Below are 19,620 nucleotides of genomic sequence, written 5' to 3' on the forward strand. Positions count from 1 at the left end.
TCTTATTTGACCAAAGCTATCCTATTTTGAAACTAAATAATGTATCATATCTAAAAATAATAATCTGACAATTTTCACAACAAATGAAACCTATTCTTAATGCTGTAACAACTATTGCTAGAAAAGCAGGTAAAATTATTCTACAAGCTCAAAATGATCCTAGTACTATCCAAATTTCTCAAAAATCTGATAATACAACTGTATCAAATGTTGATGTAGCAGTAGAAAATTTCATCATCGACAATATCAAAAAATCTGGATTCAATGACTATTTCATAACTGAAGAAAGTGGTGAATTTGGTAACAAAGATAGTCGCTTTACATGGATTATTGACCCTATCGACGGTACTAATAACTTTGTCCATGGCCTGCCACACTGCTGTATTTCAATTGCAGCAAAAAAAGATAATGATATCGTCTTAGGTGTTATTTATAATCCATTCTTAGATTTAATGTTTTGTGCCTATAAAGGACAAGGCGCTCTACTTAATGGCAAAAAAATTAGAGTTGCTCAGAGTCAAGACTTAGAGAAGACTTTAATTTCAGCGTCTCTTAAATACTCGCGTAGAATATTCAAAGATACTTATGTTGCTGAACTTATCAAACTTCAACAAGTGATTTCTGGCTATAGATATTCTGGAAGTATAGCTATGGACATGGCTTACTTAGCGGCTGGTTATATCGATGGATTATGGGCTTGTGGTAGTGTCAAAATATGGGATTTAGCAGCTGGATATATAATCATGAAAGAAGCTGGGGCTATAGTTACTGATATCCATGGTACTAGTAATCTTGAATCTGGTCTAATCGTAGCAGGCAACAAAAAAGTTCAACCTAAACTTATCAAAATTTTAGCAAAACATATCAAATAATGAATACCCGTGCTGTTGCAGCTAAGTCAATTTTAGATATCATTGATAACAGATACTCCCTGTTAACTATAGAACGCAAGCTTATTGAACATAATTTATCAGATAAAGATAAATCGTTCGTAAAACTATTATGTTATGAATTCTTTAGAAATTATTATTCTTTAGAGAATGTAGCTAGTTTATATTTAGCTGAAAAAACTAAGCTAAAAGCTAAAATATTAGTAATGCTGGGTATCCTACAGATTTTTGAGATCAATCAACCTCATTATGCTAGCATTAATGAAACTGTATCAGCTTGTAAAAATCTAAAGATACTATGGGCAAAGAAACTTATTAATGGCGTACTAAGACAAATAGTTCGTGATTTAGAAGATATTAGACCTAATTATACAGAGCATAAAAACCATGATCTTGCACCATGGCTTAGTAATATGCTTAAAGAACAATACCCTGTTGATTTTCAAAAAATAGCTAAAGCTGTAAACTCAAAAGCAGATATGTTTATTCGCCTGAACGAAGCAAAAGATCCTCAATATGTTATTGATTATTTTGATAAAAACAATATTAGCCATTCAAAAACTGAACTAAAGAGCTGCATCAAATTAGATAAAGCTATTGATGTTAAAAATAATACTCTTTTTCAACAAGGTTATTTTAGTGTTCAAGATATATCCGCTCAGTATATGGGACATATTATTAATGTCCAAAATAATGATATTATTTTAGATGCTTGTGCTGCTCCTGGTGGCAAAACAACTCATATCCTAGAATTAGCTCCACAAGCTAAAATTACAGCTATAGATATTATTGATAAACGCCTAAAATTACTTAAAGAAAATATAACAAGAATAGTCAAAAACAATCATGTAAATGTAATAAAGCATGATCTGACACAACCTCTAGCCGGACAGTATAACAAAATCATCCTAGATGCCCCATGTTCTGCTCTTGGCACACTTAAGAGAAATCCTGATATCAAAGTATTAAGAAAGCCCCAAGATATAAAATCTATACAAACACTCCAAGCTCAAATACTTGATAATCTATGGTGTAATAATCTGCTGACTGATGGCTATCTGCTATATATTACATGCTCAATATTACAACAAGAAAATCAATTACAAATTAAGAATTTCCTATCAAAACATCAAGATGCTGAGATTGTAGAAATTAAAATTCTAGAAAATTATAAAACTGATTATGGTTATCAGATATTACCTACAGAAGAAAAAGGTGATGGATTTTATTACTGCTTGATTAAGAAGATTTCTTCTTAGCTGCAATTCTCTCAGCTGCTTCCTTTGGAGATATGGACAATTTTAATCTGTTTAATTTATATCTATTATCAAAGAAAATATCATCTATTCTATCATCAATAATAAATCCTAATGCTGTATAAAACGCTAGAGAGTGCATATCAGAACAATAGACATAAGCAGTATCTATATCATGATTTTCAAATAAATACTTAACCATTGCTTCACCAAGACCTTTACCAAAAAAGCTTGGTAATACAGGGGAAAACAATAGTTCCTTATCTCTAATGCATGCAAAGCCTACATTTTTATCATCCACAACTTGGACAAAACACTTAGTTTCTGTCGTATCGAAATATTTTTGTTCTAGAATTTCAACTTCTTTATTTATCTCACTCGTTGTTAAAAATTCACAGGTTGTAGATATACACTCTTTCCATATATTTAGCATATCTTTGAAATCTTTAGATGTTGCTTTTCTTATTTTCATAGTAACCCTTTAATAATTTTGTAAGTGATTTAATAAAAAGTATCCACAATTTAATTCTATGATAAAGCACAGAAGTTGTAAACTGTTATTAAATACTACCTAAAAAAGCTCTATGAGTAAACTTTTTATCTAATGACAAATTATTAGGGTGTGAGCCAGACTCACCTTGAGGAACTTTTAGACCATACTCACCATAGAAATCTATCCAGTACTTCGATACTTCAATATCATTAGTTGCAATATAGTTAAGGCTATGCTGAGCAAAATATTGATCCTCACACACACTGTTAAAAGCTACATGAATTAATTCTGAACAATAGAGTTTGCCTTTTATATTCGGTAAAAACAAATCATTATAAGCAAAACCTATAAATTCACTAGCATTATTAACTAATTCTTGTAAAAACTCCTTACTCTCTGGTACACGAGTCACTAGAGTTTTCTTATTTGAATATTTAGATAATTTAGCTTGTATAACTCCTGCAACAGGAATAGCTTCTATAATATTTCCATTGCCTATATATAAGGCACAATGATAGTAACTATAACCACCAAATCCTGTAGATAAACTAGAAATATTTTTCTCAGCGTCATCTACTATGAAAACTACATCACCCATTTTTAAGTTATTAATCTTCATAACAAATTTTGCAAATCTTCTTCAAAAATAACCTCAACACCTAAATCTTGAGCTTTTGTAAGTTTGCTACCAGCATTATCACCACAAATAACCATATCAGTTTTTTTAGAGACACTTGAGGTAACCTTTGCACCCATTGATTTAAGAAGTTGTGTCAATTCTGTACGGTTATAGTTTTCAAAAGTTCCTGTAATAACAATTGTTTTATTTGTAAAACTCTCATTATGCGCTTGCTCAATTTTTTCTGGATTTTGGATGTTAATAGAATTGCCTAATAGTTCATCAACAATTTGTACATTTAGGGAATCTTGCCAAAATGAAACAATATTTTTAGCAATAATTTCACCAATATCATTAATCTCTATTAATTGCTCAAATTTAGCTTCACGGAAACTTTCTAAACTACCAAAATGATTGGCTAAAGCTTCTGATGACACCTCACCAACATCTTTAATCCCTATTGCAAAAATAAATCTTGCTAAACTTGGCTCTTTACTTTTTGTGATAGAATCTAAAACATTTTGCGATGATTTAGCACCCATTCTTTCTAAGCCTGTCAATTGCTCAAAATTGAGTTTGTAAATATCAGCTGGATACTTGATCAAATCTGCAGCAACAAGTTGCTCAATTAGTTTAGCTCCAAGCTTATCAATATCCATTGCTTTACGAGAGACGAAGTGCTTCAAGCGCTCAGTAGTTTGAGCCTGACAATGCCATCCTCCCGTACAACGATATATAGCCTGATCGTTGATATTCTCAATTGCTGAATCACAAACTGGACAATTTGTTGGCATCTCAACCATCTGTGCATCAAGCTTACGGTATTGTGGTAAGCTTTTGACCACTTCTGGAATTACATCCCCTGCTCTACGTACGATAACTCTATCACCGACTCGGATATCTTTGCGTTTAATTTCATTGATATTATGCAAAGTTGCATTTGAAACTATTACACCACCAACTGCAACTGGCTTAAGTCTTGCAACTGGGGTAATTGCTCCTGTTCTGCCAACTTGGAATTCTACATTTAGCACTTCTGACTCAACCTCTTCAGCTGGAAACTTATATGCTATAGCCCACTTAGGTCCTCTAGCAGTGTAGCCAATAGTATCCTGTAATTTAATGTTATTAACCTTAAAAACTAAACCATCAATATCATAAGCTAAATCTGCACGCTGATGACTCATCTTATGGTGATACACTTCAACTTCTGAGAAGTTTTTTGCCAAAAACATATTATCACTGATAGTAAAGCCAAAGCTTTGTAATAGGTTCATAAGCTCAAATTGAGTTTCAGGATGTACAAAGTCTTTAGAAAAGTAGCCAATACCATAGCTATAAAGCTTAAGTGGTCGCTTCGCTACAACTTTTGAGTCAAGCATACGAATACTTCCAGCTGCTGCATTACGCGGATTTGCAAAAGTTTTATTCTCATGAGTTTGCATATACTCATTAAGAGATAGAAAACTTTGCTTATCTAAGATAATCTCACCACGAACTTCTAGTTCTTCTGGAGGATTTAAAGTATTTAGTTTAAGTGGAACATTGCGGATGGTTTTGACATTTTCAGAGACTTTTTCACCCTGAATACCATCACCACGCGTAACAGCATAATCAAACTTACCATTTTTATAAAAGATACTAATAGCCAAGCCATCCATTTTAGGTTCACATTCAAGCTCAATGTCATACTCTATCTTGTCATAAAAATCACGCAATTCCTCTAGACTAAAAACATTTGCCAGAGATGTCATTTTCTTCTTATGCTTGATAGTCTCAAATCCTGCTAAAATTTCTCCACCAACGCGATCTAATACTGAGTTTGATGGCTTAAGCTCCGGATTATCATCAACTAAATCTTGTAATAATCGGAATAACTTATCATAGTCTGAGTCAGTAATAACTGGCTTATCTATAGTATGATACAAATAGCTTTGTTCGCCTAGATACTCTGCAAGATCATCAATATATGATTTTAATTGTGCTTTAGTTAAAGTTTTATAGTCTATAGAGATAAAATCACTCGGAGTCATTACAAGAAAAGTTTATCATAATTTTTTATAGTGATTATTTTATACTAATTTAGTAGCTTTTGCATAAGAGAAAGAGCTATAGATTTGTGAGCTTTCTTATTTATTTAACTTAGGTAAATATAATAATAATGCTATTAAAAGATTGTATGATTTTTTGCAATATGTTATAAATCTGCATTACAAAAATAAGACTGTATACAATTTTGTAACGGTACTTATGATTTGTAAACAATATTGACCTTTTTAAAAAGGCAATAATCACAGTTTTAGTTTAATTAAAAAATGGACTTGATTTATGCAACAGGTACCTAGATATGTCATTGTCGGCAACGGCAATGTAGCGGCACATATGTGCTATTATTTTGAATGCTTAAAACTAGATTTCAGACAATGGTCTCGAAATGAATCGTTAGATCAGCTTGATAAATTATTAGCTAATGCAACTCATGTTTTAGTCTTAATCAAAGACTCTGAGATACAAAGTTTTGTAGATAAATATCTCACAAATAAATCAAAAAGGCTAATAGTGATTCACTTCTCTGGTCTTTTGGATATCGAAAATGCTTATTCAGCACATCCTTTACAAAGCTTCCCCGATAAGAACTTATACTCTTTAGATGAGTACAAATCGATTGCATTTGTAACTTGTGATAGAGATATTGCATTTAGTGAGCTTTTACCTAAGCTACCTAACGCTAATTTTTGTATCAATAAAAGTCAAAAAGCGTACTATCACGCAATGTGTGTTTTAGCTAATAATGTAAGCACATTAATCTGGCAGAAATTCTATACAGAAATGCAGAATCGCTTTGCTATAAATCAAGAGTATCTGACACCATTTTTAGAAACCACTTTTAAAAATATCAAACACAATCATCATGCCCTATCAGGCCCGATAGCTAGAGGGGATAGCCTTACACTACAAAAAGATCTCGATGCTTTAATTGATGATGATTTCTATGATGTTTTTAGAGCCATTGTTAATCAATTTTCAAACGAGGAGAAAAGATGAAATGAAATCAGTTTTAGGCTTCAAAAAAGCTAAAGCGAATCGAGAAAAAATCTCGATGGTAACTTGCTATGACTATACTTTAGCTAAAATCATAAACTCAACGGATATAGATTGTATACTCGTTGGAGATAGTGGAGGTATGGTATTACTTGGTAAAAAAAATACTACCTATACAACTCTAGCTGATATACAGTTCATGACTCAAGCGGTAGCTAATGGTGCTACAGATAAATTCATCATCGCTGATTTGCCATTTATGAGTTATCGCCAATCATTAGAAACAACAATGCAGGCTGTAACAACCTTGATACAGTCAGGAGCTCATGCGGTTAAGCTTGAAGGTAGTTCAGGAAATTTAGATATTATCAAACATATCGTAGATTCTGGTGTTCCAGTTATGGGTCATATTGGTATGACTCCTCAATTTATAAATAGTTTTGGTGGTTTTAAAGTTCAGGGTAAAACTGAAGAAGCTGCTAAGCATTTACTTGAAGAAGCTAAGCTTCTTGAGCAAGCAGGATGTTTTGGGATAGTTCTAGAATGTATACCGACAAATATTGCTAAAAATATTACACAAATTTTAGATATCCCAACAATAGGTATTGGAGCTGGTAGTAATACTGATGGTCAGATTTTGGTTCTCCAAGATATGCTAGGTATGAATACTGACTTTCAACCAAAATTTGTCAAGAAATATATAAGTGCTTCTGAGATATTTTCTGAAGCTATAAATACATATGTAAAAGAGACGAAAGCTAATATTTTTCCAACTAAGGAGTATAGCTATGATTATTGCTAAAAATATTGAGCAATTTAATTTGCTAAGAGAAAGTTTCACTAAAGATCGAAAAATAGGCTTTGTCCCAACAATGGGTGCGTTACATAGTGGTCATATAAGCCTAATCAAAAAAGCTAAGTCAGAAAATGATGTGACTATTGTAAGTATATTTGTAAATCCAACTCAATTTAATAATCCAAATGATTATCAAACATACCCAAACCAACTACAGCAAGATATACAAATATTAGAATCTCTTGATGTCGATATATTATTTAACCCTAGTGAAAAAGATATCTATCCCGATGGTAACCTATTGAGAATACAACCTGAGCTTGAAATTGCGAATATCCTAGAAGGTAAAGCTAGACCTGGACATTTCAGTGGTATGCTAACTGTAGTACTAAAGCTACTACAAATTACTAAGCCTGATAATCTCTATTTAGGCGAAAAAGACTACCAACAAGTTATGCTAATCAAACAACTTGTTAAAGATTTTTTTATCAAAACAAAGGTTATAGTTTGCTCAACACAAAGAGAAGCAACAGGGCTTCCTCTTAGCTCTAGAAATAAAAATCTAACATCTAATGACTTAGAGATTGCTAATAAGGTATACGAAATACTTAGACAAGATAATTTCTCAGACTTAGAAGAACTAACGAATAAAATTAATTCTACTGGTGCAAGAACAGAATACATTCAAAAACTTAATAACAGAATATTTTTGGCACTTTACATTGGTAAAGTACGTTTAATTGACAACTTCCTAAAGGAGACAGGACCATCATGTTAATTTCAGTTTTAAAATCAAAAATCTCATACGCTACTGTAACTGGCAAAGATTTATTTTATGTGGGTAGTATCACTATCGATAGTGAGATAATGAAACAGGCAAATATTATTGAAAATGAGAAAGTACAAGTAGTAAACTTAAACAACGGTGAGCGTCTTGAAACTTATGTAATCAAGGGCGAGCCAAATAGTAAAACTATCGCACTAAACGGCCCTGCTGCTAGAAGATGTGAAATAGGTGATCAGCTGTTTATAATTAGTTATGCGCAAATTGATCCTACTAGAGAAAATATAAAACCTAAGCTTGTTGACCTAAAAACTGGAGAATAATAAATGATAGTATGCATAGATATTGGTAACTCACATATTTTTGGTGGAGTATTTGTAGGAGATCAAATTAAGCATAACTTTCGCTACCCTTCTACTACTCCGTGTACCTCCGATACGCTAGGCATATTTCTGTTATCATTCTTTGAGAGGAAAAAGCTTGATATTGAAGATATTGAAGCAGTTGTACTTTCATCTGTTGTTCCTCATTTAGAGTATTCTGTCAATTCTGCTTGTAAAAAATACTTAGGGATAACACCTCTTGAGTTAAAACCTGGAATAAAAACAGGATTAAAACTTGATATCAAAAATCCTCTAGATTTAGGTGCAGATCGAGTTGCAAACTCAGTTGCAGCTATCTCTAACTTTCCATCTAAGAACATTATCATTGTTGATTTTGGTACTGCAACAACTATATGTGCTATCAAGCAAAATAAATCTTATATAGGCGGTGCAATTCTACCAGGAATCAATCTATCAATGGATAGCCTATCGCAAAAAACTGCAAAACTATCAAATGTGGCTATAGTAAAACCTAGCTCTGCTCTTGGTAAGACAACTATATCTCAAATTCAATCTGGTCTTATATATGGTCAATTAGGAGCTATAAAAGAGATAGTTAGTAGAATCTCTCAAGAAAGTTTCTCAGATAAACCTCCCGTGTTAATCGCAACTGGAGGTTATTCTCACTTATTTGAAAAAGAACAATATTTTGATGTAATTATCTCTGATTTATTACTTCATGGACTTAGAATAATCTGGCAAATGAATAAGTAATTTCTAAGTTATTTAGTGCTCAAGCTAACTAATTCGCTAATATTTGAATTTCTCTTAATATCTTTCTGGACAATATCTCTTAAGCTACTTTGTTCAGAAATAATCGTTAATTTATGTTTCGCTCTGGTAATAGCTGTATACAGGAGCTGTTTACTTAGCGCTTCATTATCTTCTGCTGGAAGAATAATCACAATTTCATCAAACTCTGAACCTTGAGTTTTATGAATTGTCATGGCATAAACACTTTCATATTTTGGTAGCATATTTAAACTAAAAGCCTTAGCATCTTTACCATCAAAATATGCTCGAAGCTTACCAGTATCATCTGGCCAGATAATCCCTACATCTCCGTTAAATAGCCCCAATGAATAACTATTTTGAGTTATCATAATCGGTTTACCCTTATAGTTAGAATCTATGGATTTAGACATAAATTTCTCAATTTTCTGATTTAACTTATCTGTACCAATTTCTAGATTTTTATTAGCTACAAGTATTCTAAATTTATTTAACTCTGTAAGAGCCTCTTTGTAGTCACGGCACTTTTCAAGCTGTGAATATCTCTTTGCATAATCTCTTAAATAAATATCTAAATTTCTTAGACTATGAAAATTAATATTCTCATTTTGGTGACTATCAATATTAATATCACCTTTTAGAATTGAGGCGGCAAAATTATTTATATATTGTTGTGAACGATAGTTTTTGATAAGTAATGTTGTATATGGCGTAATACTACCATCTTTATGATGTGTAAAGTTTGCCAAAAGACTACCAGCCTCAACTGATGGTAACTGATTAGTATCACCTATCAAAATTAGCTTGGTATTATCGGCTACTGCTCTAATCAACTTAATAAAAATATTCATATCAAGCATCGAAGCTTCATCAACAACAATCACATCGTATGGTGCTTTTGACTGCTCGTTATATTTAACATAAGTTGAGTTTGGTCTTAAGCCTAAAAATCTATGTATAGTTTGAGCTTCTAGATTAGATAATCCTAAATAACTATCATTGTCTACCCTTTTACTTAACACACTATTTAAGGATTCCGTCATTCTCTGAGCAGCCTTACCTGTTGGTGCTAAAAGAGCTATTCTTTGCTGATTTTGATTAAGCATTTGTATGGCAAGCAAAAGTTTTGCGACTGTAGTTGTCTTACCTGTACCAGGTCCACCTGAGATAATACTAAAATTATAATTTAGACTTTTGATAACTGCCTGTTTTTGCCAATCTATCTCATCAGCAGGTTCAAATAGCTTATCTACAACTTCTTCAATATAGTTATCTTGTTGAGTATTTTGGATTGTTCTTGATTTTATAAACTTTGCTATTTCAACCTCATAATTCCACAATCTTTTGATATATAAGGAATCATACTCTTTAGCAAAGTGTATAGGTAATTTATCATAATCTAAAGACTCTAAAATACTTACAATTTCATCAAAACTTGGCATTTTAAAGCCTACTTTAGCATCGCTATGAGTGCTTTGCTCTGAAACAAAAATAGTTTTATTTGATATATCTGCTATCTTCAAGCAGCTATGACCATGGCTATATACATGCATAAGCTTTATCAAAATATGAAATAAAACTTCATTACTTTTTTGTTCCAAATCGTTCCCCTTCGCTCCGTGAAGGGGTGGATATAAATCACTTGATAAAGTGATTATAGACGGGGTAGTCTTTTTGACTAAATCAAACACTTCTTTAGCAAAGAAAAAATCTATAGCTCTAATATCTGCTAATTGCTCACAAGCTTGATGGAAAGTTTTATACATGATAGTCATCCCCATTAAATAGATTAGCAATTTTGTTAATAATCTCTAAAGTTGGTCTAGCTCGATAAACCCCATAACCATCTTTCATACCTCTAAGATAGAAATAATATACTCCACCAAAATGCTTTTCATAATTATAATTTTCAATGTTTTGTCGCAGGTACTTATTCAAGGCAACGCTATATATTAGATATTGTAAATCATAAAAGCTACTTTGATTTTTCTCACTCATAGCAGCTTGATTATAATCTTCTAATTTATCACCTAGATAATTTGACTTATAATCTGCCACATAAAATTTGCCATCATATTCAAAAATCAAATCAATAAAACCATGAAGCATACCAAAAATCTTTTGACTAGCAAACTCATCATAATCAATACTTTGATTACGATATTCTGCTAAAATTTTGATAATATTTTTCTTATATAGTTTTTCATTTGTTATAGGAAAATAAAACTCCGCTTCTTTTAAGGTTTTTGTATTTGGAATATCTTTTAGGCAAAAGCTTTTACTGTCATCTGTAGATTCCGTGGTCAAGCCTGACGGAATGACACCTGCTTTCATATTTACTGAAAATGGAATTGGAGCGACTAAACATTCTTCTAGCCATACTTTAAGATTATCAAAATCTTCTGCAGCAACTACTTTATATCTATCCATTTGCTCTTGCAAAAGATTATTATCTATCTTGCCTAGGCTAAAATCCGTATGCTCTAAAACATTATGCAAAATATTACCAATATCTGCTCCTTTGGGAGCTGTAAATCTAAACTCTAATTCCTGCTGAGATTTTTGAGCACTATCATCTTCTGACTCATCGTTTTCTTTTTCTAATGCAGTATTTTGAACTTTTGACTTGGATATTTTTGAGAAAGACAGCATCTCCCAATTATCATTTGCTAACTTGTTAATATCATTTGCTTTGAGGTTTTGTAAAGCATCATGGTCAAATTGGTCATTTGTAATTAAATTCTCACTTTCATAACAATGACTTGTAGCTACATCTATAAGCGAACTTTGATTATCATGTTTTGCTGTTATATTTTGGATTTTCTCTAACCAATCATCATCTTTTTGATAATCTAAGAATCTTGCTAGCGGACTTCTAAATGAAATATCGGATTTTTTATCTTGGTATTTTGCAACTCCAATATAGCATCTATGCTCTGCACGTGTAACAGCCACATAAAATAGGCGCATTAATTCCTCTATAACTTCATTTTCTATTTGTGGTTTTATACTGTCATCTTTACCAATTTTATAGACTGTTTGCCTAAGGTCTTTGTCATAGTACTTAGAGAAATCACTTGCCTCAAATTTCTTTTTACTTACATAACTTGCAAATGGTATAAATACAACTGAGTACTCAAGCCCTTTTGAACCGTGAATTGTAATTATCTTAATCAGATTATCATCACTCTCTAATCTAAGTTCGCCCTCACTTGTAGCTGTACTATTTAGCTGTTGGCGATACCATTTGATTAGCTGATTTGGGTGTTTATATTTATTCTCAGCTACTTTTATCAGCTCGGCTAAATGGAGAATATTTGTGATAACACGTTCTTTTGAATCCGATCTTTGAGTGAAGTTCTGATGTATAATTTGCATAATAAATGCCATAAAACCGTATTTATGCCATTGTTGTCTTAGAGATTTTGCTTTTTCTATCTCTTCATCCCATGCTAAGACATCATTTTCATCAATATAACTAATAAATTTATCAGCTCTACCACCAAGTAAACTAGTTGATAATGCTCTTTTTAACATAGACTTATTTTCAAGATCGTTTATACCCTCCATAAGAGCTAATATCTCCGTAGCTTCTTGGCTATGATAGACATTATCGCGCTGACTTAGGTATACTGAACTTAGTTTCTTAGCTTGTAGGGCTTTTTGAATAACCTTTGCTTGCTTACCATTCTCTACCAAAATTGCGATATCACTTTCTACAACTTTTTTAGAATTTAATAGTCTGACAATCTCATTTGCTGTCCATGCTGATAAATTACTATCAATATCACTTTTGTTATCATCTTCAGCCACTTGATAATAGAAATAATTTATTGGCTTAAGGTTATCATCGAAGTCTTTTGCTTTCTCATTTGCCTTTAGCGATGCTTTGACAAGTTGATAGCCTATACCATCACTAAAGATATTAGCTCCAATTTGACCCTCTTCTTCTGACAAATAGTCTTGTTTATAAAAAAGTCTATTGTAAGCTTTTATCATCTCACTAGTTGAACGCCAGTTAGTATCCATGCTCCACTGATTGTCATTAGAGCAACTATCTTTAGCTTTTAGATATGTAAAGATATCTCCTCCTCTAAAACCATAGATTGCCTGCTTTGGATCGCCTATCATTAATAATAACAAGTTATCTATTCCCCTTTGGGACGAAGGGGAATCAGTCACAGACACCACACCCCGCCTATCGGCACCCCTCTCAAGAGGGGAATGGGGTAACTTATTATTACTCTGAGGGTAAATAGTATCGAGTATCTGATACTGCTCGGCATCGGTATCTTGAAACTCATCGATAAGAGCAACTGGATATTGATGTTGCAAAGTCTTGACTAAATCTGGTGACTTTTTGACACTATGACAAAGTTTAGTAATCAAATCATCAAAGTCTAAAACACCTTTTTGCTCTTTTGCTTTTATAAAATCTTGGCGGATTTGCAGGCAAGCTTGTTTGATAAATTGCGTGGCATTTGCTCTCTTTATTTCTTCCTGTAAGTCTCTTAATTCTTTTACGCCAATAAAAATCGGTTTTATTAGTTTTGCACTTATCTTTCTGCCATCTGTAATTATAGATATATCATCTGGGAATAGTGTTTGATTATCTAATTTCAACCATTCTAAAACTCTATGGTATTCATCAACTCTCTTGCCCTGTGGCTCGCCTTTTCCTAATTTAGATAAAAAGTCATCTACGATATCATGATTATTTAAAAATAATTCCAGCTGTTGCTTTTTAAGTATTTTAAATTCATCTAAGCTTATAGCTTGCTTTGTTAATAGTTCATAACTAGACCTAACAACGTTCCTTAGCTTATCCAAAAACATATCTGGAGTATGTAGCTTATATGCTTGCAAATATTCAAATTTGGTTTTGTTTTTATTGATATGTTTTCTAAAAAAATCCTCTACTACTTTTTGCAAAATATCTGAAGTATCGACCTCCATAGAGACATCCATCTCGATACCACTAGCAAAAGCTTGCTCACTTAGGACTTTTTTACAAAACCCATGAATAGTAAATATAGCTGCTTCATCAACTTCTAATAAGGCTCTTTTGATATGTTTATAGTCTTCATCGGATAAAACTTCTTTACAACTTTTATGATCTGCTAACACATCTCTAATCTTAGCTTCCACTCTACCGATAATCTCTTGGGTAGCATCTTTGGTAAAGGTCATTACAAGGATATCTTTGGGTAATAGCTTTTTTTCAAGTAATAACCTAATATACAAAGTAGTAATATTAAAAGTCTTACCAGTACCAGCACTAGCCTCGATAATATGGCGACCTTGTAAAGTTATTGTGTTTGCATCTAGATTAGTCATATTAACCAATTATAATTTTCAAAAAAGTCTTTGAGATATTTTAGCAAATTACTAATTTAAAAAATTATCTATCTTTGAAACTTTGGGATTTATAGGAGTTATTTGCTCATATATAAGTCAATTTTAATTTATGATGTAACTCAAAATACTATTTCTTGGCTAAATATCCACGTGTTAAAATAAACTTGTCTGGTTCGTTATATTATATGGAGATTATTTATGGCTGATAATTATGTTCGTGGAGGAACTATCTTAGCATCTATTCTAAAAGAAAAAGGTGTTGAAAATGTCTTTACTCTAGCTGGAGGATTCTGTAATGCTGGTCTAGAGGGCATGATGAAATATAATATAAGAACAATTAACTGTCCACACGAGCAGGTAGCTGGTTTTCTTGCCGATGGATATTGTCGTCTAACTCGTAAGCCTACTGTTTGCTTTGTAGGTCCTGAAGGCTTTGCAAATACTGTCGGAGCAATGATTGAGGCTTGGGGTGAAAGAACTCCAATAATATATATAACATCATCTAGTACACTACGAAGAAAAGGTGCTGGAGGATTCAAAGAGATAAATGATGTTGCAATCGCAGAACCTCTAACAAAATATAGCGTGATGGTAACAGATGGTCTAAGAATTAGAGAAGTTGTTGACAGAGCATGGACTATAGCAACTAATGGTTATCCAGGTGCTGTTCATATTAGTATTCCTGTTGATATTATGTTTGCGTCATTCCCAGAAGATGCTGGTAAAGATGAAAGACCAATCAAATGGCATAATAAAACAACTCATAGAGCATGGCCAGATCCTGAAAGATTAGCTAATATTTTAGAGATAATTCAAAATGCAAAAAAACCTGTGTTTGTAGTTGGACACGGTGTATGGTGGTCTCATGCTGAGAAAGCTCTAGAAGAAGTCAGCTCTGAGCTAAATATACCTGTATTTAATATGTCTGAGCACAAAAAAATATTACCACAAAATGCTAAAGCATATATAGGCTTTACAGATGAGCATCAAAATCCAGCCGCTGGTTATGCATTTAGTGAATGTGATGTAATTATTGCTCTAGGCTGTGTATTAGATAACACTTTGGAGTTTGGTAATCCTCCTCTATTTTCTAAATCAAGTCACCTAATCTGTGTAAATGGTTCTGATGAAGAAATCATCTTTAATAAAAATGCAGACTCCTCTTTATTAAGTGATCCTAACGCATTTTTATCTAACTTAATGAAATTAAAAACCGATAACAAGTGGACACTATCTTCACAATGGTTAGATTCTATTCAGCAACATCGTAAAGATTGGGCTAAGAAAGTTTTAGCTGAGTTTGAAAATGAAACAGGTAGAGAAGATGGTACAAATGAAAAAGTACATCCTTTAAGACTTTCTTTAGAAGTTCAAAAAGTCCTAGGAGAGAATGACTGGCTAGTTTATGATGGTGGTAATACTCACTTTTGGGCTGAAATTGGCGTCAATATAGCAGGTGCTTTTGGTCAGAAATTAGCAGGTATACTAAATGTTTCTAGCTATAGTATGCTTGGTGTTGGAGTTCCATTTGCTATAGCCGCTAAAGACACCCACAAAAATGCTCGCGTTGTTGTAATCAGTGGTGATGGTGCATTTATGGCTGGTGGAATGTCGATAGAAGTAGCATTTGAACAAAATATTCCTATAGTTGTTGTTATCGATAATAATATGGGACTAGATTGTATTTCTGAACAGCAAGAGCGCATGTTTCCTAACAAGGCTCATTTTGCAACTGATTTTAGAAATATTCCTTTTGACAAGATGATAGAGGGACTAGGTGGATATGCTGAAACTGTTGAAAAGTATCAAGATATCGTTCCTGCTTTAGAAAGAGCTTTTGCTAGTAATAAACCAGCATGTATAAATGTTTTGACAAAGGGTGTTATAACTCCTGTGATAGAAGATATGACTATGCGTAGAGATGATGCAAGTATTGAATAAGGATTTATTATGAACTTAATATCATGTCATATACTTGACTCTACTTTTGGTAAAAATGCTTCTGAAATAAGAGTAACTCTTAGATCTTTAAATGATAATGAGCAGATCTTTGTAACTAATGCTACTTCTGATGGAAGGATAAAAGAATCCTTTGAAAGCCAAGAGAATCAATTATTTGAACTAAATATAGCTTCTAATGATTTTTTAAAAGAATGCTCTAATATGGATTTTTCAATTATTCCGGATATTCCAATAAAATTTATGACAAAAAAACAAAACTCTCATTATCATTTTTCGGTTGTTTTTTCTCCAAGTAGTTATTCTGTAATCTCGGTTGTAAGTGATATATAAAAATTCGACTGTCTTTTACATATAGATTTTCCAACTATCTATAGTAAGTAAAAATGCTTACATCTAAAATTTTAAGGATCTATCAAACATTTACAATAATAAATCATAACTTTTTTGGATTGTAAAAAGTTAACATATCCCAAAAAATACTGTAGTATTATGCAATTCCTCGAGTAAGGGCTTATTAATCCTCATTATGAGACAATTCATTTTAGAACTATCTGATACTATCAAAGCAAATAAATATATTGTAATAATTACTGCTATATCTGTTTTCGCAAGTTATGCTTACTTTATATTTTCGTGGAACCTCACAATAGATACTGAACTTGCAACATACGATATAGGAAACAGTGATTTCTTATATCCGTTATATATACAATTTATAAAACTAGGTAGGCCAATACTAGGTTTTTTAACCTTCTTTTTAGGTGAACCGACTCCATATTTCAACTCTCTGCTTGCAATTATATTTTTATTTTTCTCATATTTAATCTGGATATTAATCATAACCAAATTAAACTCTGACAAGACACTAATTGTTATTTTTGGACTATTTTATCTAATATCACCCATCTATATTTTTCAATTTAGTTTCTTTAATCAAAGCATGATTGTAGGTTTAGGGTTTGTTTTCTCAGCTCTATCACTTTATTACCTAACCCTAAGTTACAAAAGCTCAAATAGATATAAATCGATTCTTATAAGCATTATATTTCTATATTTAGCGCTAGGTATATATCAGGCTTTTATAATTCTTTTTCTTGAAAGTGCTATTTTTACTCTGATAGTTAGTGGATTAAATACCAATATTAATACTAAGGCGATTCGCAATCATATTTCACTAGTTTTTGTGGTAACACTTATAGCTTTAATTGCATACTTTGTAACAACACATATCATATACTTATTTATCCCAAAATCTAACTATCTAAGCTTAGCTTTTGATGGTTGGTTAAATAATCAATCATTGTGGGACAGTATAGTTATACTAACTAATTATTTATATCAACTACTGACATCACAATTTACCATACTATACGGCTTGTGCTTTATTTTACTAATTAGCTTATTATTTAAAATAAAATTTTATAATTTCTTACTTGTATTAGCAGGCTTAATCATACCGATATTAATGCCGTTACTATTTTTATCTCCAATGCCTCTAAGAACCTTATTCGCAATTCCTTTTAGCATCGCATTAATGGCTGTGGTATGCTACAGAACCTTTCAATACAAAAAGTTGATCCTTATTGTAAGTATTTTTATTTCACTAATTAACTTCAATCAAATATCCAAGTTAACATATAGTGAAAATATGGCTCAAAAATACAATGAAAGAATTGTAACATCAATCTACCAAGATATTTATCATACTTATGGAAACCGTACTTACCATACTGCTATAGTATTTATAGCATCAAAAAATATTGAAAATAACTATTTTATAAAAGAAACTCTTAAACAACCGTTTCATATATCTAACGATTTAGATCTTTTTAGTAATATTTTCCCTGATCAATCATGGCAAGATAGTAATCTCAATCATAGAGCCTACTATTTCATGCACTGGTTAGGTTTATATTATCAACAGCCGACTCATAAGCAAATAGAACAGGCAAAATATTTAGCTACTAATATGCCAATCTACCCAGACAAAAGAGCTATTGAATTAAAGGACAATATTATAATAGTAAAATTAAGTAACTAATCAACTACGAGAAATTCTAATTTAAGCAACTATATTAGATTATATTCTAGGCTGATACCAGAGAATCAGTTATATCCGACTTTGGATATGGTAGCTGCTTAATATTTTTAACAAAAGCTTTGGCATGATCTTTATCTAAAGTATCTAGATTTATAGAAACAGAGTTAAGCGGATTATTATAAATATTTATATAAACAGTATCGTTTGTTAGATCTTTGATACTAGTAAATACTGTATGATCATAATATGTTTTACCATCTATGTTTTCAGCTACTACACCTTTAGGTATATCAGCATTATGCAAGATATGAGCTACTCTATTTAGAGTACTTTCATCTTTGATATTATCATTATTAGAATAGTAGCCTAATACTGCTGTTCTAATAAACCTAGATGGTGGAGAGTAATCACCAGGCATACCCAACAACCCATTGCCTTGACCTAATGCATCCATAATTTTATAAGTATGATTTGGCACTACATCATTCTCATTATAAAGTTTCATGCGAGATACAGTCTTATTTGACAAGTTCAGATAGTTTCTAATATTTACTAAATGCCAATCATAAGTAGGAGCATTTGTCATAACTTTCAGGTCTAATTCTAACTGATAGAAATGAACTTCACCTTTAACATACTCTACGACTATCGCGCTTCCACTTTTATCTGATATCAAAAAGTGAAGTTCTGGAACCACTCCATTTACATCTGTAGACTTATCATTCCAAACTTTGATGTTTTCTAAACCCTTCTTAGCTTCATCAATACTATTATATTGACTTAAAATATAGGTTGCTATTTCTAAAATTGAAGCGTAATTTTTATCATCTTTGTCAACTTGTTGATACTGAGTAAAACCAGGTAGATAATTAGCACTAAGACTAAGCCCTTGATTATTTTGTCCATCAAGTATCGCAAAGTTATCTTTATTTATCGCTAATCCTATTCCTAATACAGAATATTTAGATAAATATGTTTTTGCTGGTAAATTTAGATCTACAGGTGCAGTCAGTGTATGTGAAGTACCGGCTGGAATATATGTTAGACTCCAATCCCAAGTGAATCCCCACTCCATCGTTCTACCTGCGACAACATCTCCATCATTACCTTTGAGTGTTATCGCTGTACATGCCATTGCAGAACTTGCTAACACAGTTGAGAGCAACAGCACTGATTTCAAAAGTTTTTTCATTCTAAATTTCCTATACAAAAGCTAATACTTAACCAAACAATTTAATCACAATTTTATGAAAATTAAAACAGT

General features: G+C 32.1%; 16 protein-coding genes. 10 read left to right on the forward strand and 6 right to left on the reverse strand.

The annotated features are described in order from the left end of the window. The first annotated feature begins 83 nt into the window (after positions 1-83). Both IMS64_RS06480 and rsmB read left to right on the forward strand, forming a co-directional pair. Positions 84-872: an inositol monophosphatase family protein gene (locus IMS64_RS06480; protein WP_042523686.1), complete on the forward strand. Its 789-nt coding sequence runs from the start codon at positions 84-86 to the stop codon at positions 870-872. Further along, the gene (rsmB, locus tag IMS64_RS06485; RefSeq protein ID WP_211490197.1) at positions 872-2,149 is read left to right on the forward strand and encodes a 16S rRNA (cytosine(967)-C(5))-methyltransferase RsmB; all 1,278 of its coding nucleotides are present in this window, start codon (positions 872-874) and stop codon (positions 2,147-2,149) included. Before IMS64_RS06480 ends, rsmB begins: the two co-directional genes overlap by 1 nt. Here the strand turns inward: rsmB and IMS64_RS06490 are convergent. The 3 genes from IMS64_RS06490 to ligA all read right to left on the reverse strand — a co-directional run bounded on the left by IMS64_RS06490 (position 2,130) and on the right by ligA (position 5,291). Then, a complete protein-coding gene (locus IMS64_RS06490; protein WP_088821470.1) occupies positions 2,130-2,618 on the reverse strand; it encodes a GNAT family N-acetyltransferase in 489 nt (162 codons plus the stop codon). The two genes, rsmB and IMS64_RS06490, sit on opposite strands and share 20 nt — an antisense overlap. Positions 2,619-2,706: 88 nt before the next feature. Then, positions 2,707-3,258, reverse strand: coding sequence for a YiiX/YebB-like N1pC/P60 family cysteine hydrolase (locus IMS64_RS06495; RefSeq protein WP_211490198.1), 552 nt, complete (start codon positions 3,256-3,258; stop codon positions 2,707-2,709). Further along, entirely contained in the window at positions 3,255-5,291 is a 2,037-nt protein-coding gene (gene ligA / locus IMS64_RS06500) for an NAD-dependent DNA ligase LigA (protein WP_200160042.1), read from the reverse strand. Before ligA ends, IMS64_RS06495 begins: the two co-directional genes overlap by 4 nt. Positions 5,292-5,586: 295 nt before the next feature. On the opposite strand from ligA, the gene panG reads away from it, so the two are divergent. The 5 genes from panG to IMS64_RS06525 are packed head-to-tail and all read left to right on the forward strand — an operon-like array spanning position 5,587 to position 8,977. Then, positions 5,587-6,303: a 2-dehydropantoate 2-reductase PanG gene (panG, locus tag IMS64_RS06505; RefSeq protein ID WP_088821472.1), complete on the forward strand. Its 717-nt coding sequence runs from the start codon at positions 5,587-5,589 to the stop codon at positions 6,301-6,303. A 1-nt stretch (position 6,304) separates the two neighbouring features. Further along, a complete protein-coding gene (gene panB / locus IMS64_RS06510; RefSeq protein ID WP_088821473.1) occupies positions 6,305-7,102 on the forward strand; it encodes a 3-methyl-2-oxobutanoate hydroxymethyltransferase in 798 nt (265 codons plus the stop codon). Next, positions 7,089-7,874 carry a pantoate--beta-alanine ligase gene (gene panC / locus IMS64_RS06515; RefSeq protein WP_211490199.1) on the forward strand — a complete coding sequence of 262 codons (786 nt, stop codon included), beginning with the start codon at positions 7,089-7,091 and terminating at the stop codon, positions 7,872-7,874. Before panB ends, panC begins: the two co-directional genes overlap by 14 nt. Next, the gene (gene panD, locus IMS64_RS06520; protein ID WP_012280696.1) at positions 7,868-8,203 is read left to right on the forward strand and encodes an aspartate 1-decarboxylase; all 336 of its coding nucleotides are present in this window, start codon (positions 7,868-7,870) and stop codon (positions 8,201-8,203) included. The genes panC and panD overlap by 7 nt, the downstream gene beginning before the upstream one ends. Before the next feature lie 3 nt (positions 8,204-8,206). After that, positions 8,207-8,977, forward strand: coding sequence for a type III pantothenate kinase (locus tag IMS64_RS06525; RefSeq protein WP_088821475.1), 771 nt, complete (start codon positions 8,207-8,209; stop codon positions 8,975-8,977). An 8-nt stretch (positions 8,978-8,985) separates the two neighbouring features. On the opposite strand, the gene recD is transcribed toward IMS64_RS06525, so the two are convergent. Both recD and recB read right to left on the reverse strand, forming a co-directional pair. After that, positions 8,986-10,761, reverse strand: a complete 1,776-nt coding sequence (gene recD, locus IMS64_RS06530) for an exodeoxyribonuclease V subunit alpha (protein ID WP_200160044.1) — start codon at positions 10,759-10,761, stop codon at positions 8,986-8,988. Then, positions 10,754-14,332, reverse strand: coding sequence for an exodeoxyribonuclease V subunit beta (gene recB, locus IMS64_RS06535; RefSeq protein WP_211490200.1), 3,579 nt, complete (start codon positions 14,330-14,332; stop codon positions 10,754-10,756). Before recB ends, recD begins: the two co-directional genes overlap by 8 nt. A gap of 219 nt (positions 14,333-14,551) precedes the next feature. Between recB and IMS64_RS06540 the strand changes: the two genes are divergently transcribed. The 3 genes from IMS64_RS06540 to IMS64_RS06550 all read left to right on the forward strand — a co-directional run bounded on the left by IMS64_RS06540 (position 14,552) and on the right by IMS64_RS06550 (position 18,356). Beyond that, on the forward strand, positions 14,552-16,294 hold the full coding sequence (locus IMS64_RS06540; RefSeq protein ID WP_211490201.1) for a thiamine pyrophosphate-binding protein: 1,743 nt from the start codon (positions 14,552-14,554) through the stop codon (positions 16,292-16,294). A 9-nt stretch (positions 16,295-16,303) separates the two neighbouring features. Beyond that, a complete protein-coding gene (locus IMS64_RS06545; protein WP_035736530.1) occupies positions 16,304-16,645 on the forward strand; it encodes a hydroxyisourate hydrolase in 342 nt (113 codons plus the stop codon). A gap of 196 nt (positions 16,646-16,841) precedes the next feature. Beyond that, a complete protein-coding gene (locus tag IMS64_RS06550) occupies positions 16,842-18,356 on the forward strand; it encodes a glucosyltransferase domain-containing protein (RefSeq protein WP_211490202.1) in 1,515 nt (504 codons plus the stop codon). A gap of 46 nt (positions 18,357-18,402) precedes the next feature. Here the strand turns inward: IMS64_RS06550 and IMS64_RS06555 are convergent, their stop codons facing one another. Beyond that, complete coding sequence (locus IMS64_RS06555; RefSeq protein WP_211490203.1) at positions 18,403-19,548, reverse strand: choloylglycine hydrolase family protein; 1,146 nt, start codon at positions 19,546-19,548, stop codon at positions 18,403-18,405. Between the last annotated feature and the right edge of the window lie 72 nt (positions 19,549-19,620).

Source organism: Francisella philomiragia, assembly GCF_018135955.1.
GTDB lineage: Bacteria > Pseudomonadota > Gammaproteobacteria > Francisellales > Francisellaceae > Francisella > Francisella philomiragia.